Here is a 1,268-nt window from a genome sequence, read left to right on the forward strand (position 1 = left end):
GTCCTGCACGTTCAGCCGGGGAACCAGCTTCCACAACTCGAATGATCAGACGATCATGCTCAGGGCGCAGTGATACGCCCAAATAAGGGGGGTGGTTTGTGACATCCTCTGCATCCAGACAGAGGCCAAACGGCGCTAGATACTGGTTGAAGGGTAACTCCGTTAATCCTTGCACATAGTGGCAAAAGAAATCACTAAGGTCAGTTTCAGCCACAGCTTCGATAGTCATCTGTAGGTCTTCTGGCGTAAAACCCACTTCCGGCTGACCAAACTGCTCCCACATACGACGCATCACATCATCCAGCGATCGTTGGTTGTGATGGCGCTGTCGAATCAACAAATCCAAGAGCAACGAGACCATCTCACCTTTAAGGTAATAGGACATCTGGGAGTTAGGACTGTTAGCGTCTTGGCGATAGAGCTTGATCCACGCATCAAAACTAGATTCACTCAGGGGCTGCACTAATCGACCGATCGTGGTTTGATAGCGAGTGATTTCCTTACTGAAATGCTGTATCAATGTCACCACATCGTAGATTCCAGCTCGGTACGGCATCACGCCATCGTAATAGCTCGTAGTGCCTTCACTAAACCACAGCGAGGGTGTGTAGTTCTCTTCGTCATAGTTAAAGGTTTCCAACGCCTTGGGGCGAATGCGCTTGACGTTCCACAGGTGAAAAAACTCATGGGCAACCAACTGCAAAAACCGATTGTACTTATCAGCAGCACGAAAATTAAAGCGGGGATAGTTGAGAGAACAGGCATACTTGTGTTCTAGCCCTCCGTTGCCTTGGGATGACAGATGCAACAGGAAGACATAGCGATCGTAGGGCAAGCCTCCAAACAACTCAGCCTCTGTTTCAATCACACGGCTAATGTCGGTTATTACTTGTGATGGATCCAAATTACCCTTGCCATAGATAGCCAACTCATGGGGCTTACCCAATACCTCAAACTGGAGCAGTGTATGGGTGCCAATCTCCACAGGGCTATCCACTAGAGTATCGAAATCTGGAGCATAGAAGGTATGGGCCGATGACACAGGTGGATGAGACAATGCCCTCGCTAGAGGAGTGGTAACGCGCCAATGGGGATAGGGAGGTACGATCGTCAGCGTTATGGGTACTTGCTCAAAGCCTGGCAAATAGAAAAATAAGGCTGCACCATTAAAGTAACCGTGGGTTTGATCTAGATGGTTTGTGCGCACGGTTAGCTCGTTAGCATACACCCGATAGGTCACAGTCACCGTAGCCGGTACAGGTGCATCT

General features: G+C 49.3%; 1 protein-coding gene. It reads right to left on the reverse strand.

Features of this window, described 5'->3' with window-relative positions; genetic code table 11:
• A partial coding sequence (locus NZ772_19205) for a peptidase M61 (GenBank protein ID MCS6815685.1) occupies nt 1-1,268 on the reverse strand: 1,268 nt, incomplete at both ends.

The sequence above is a fragment of the Cyanobacteriota bacterium genome, from assembly GCA_025054735.1.
Lineage (GTDB): Bacteria > Cyanobacteriota > Cyanobacteriia > SKYG9 > SKYG9 > SKYG9.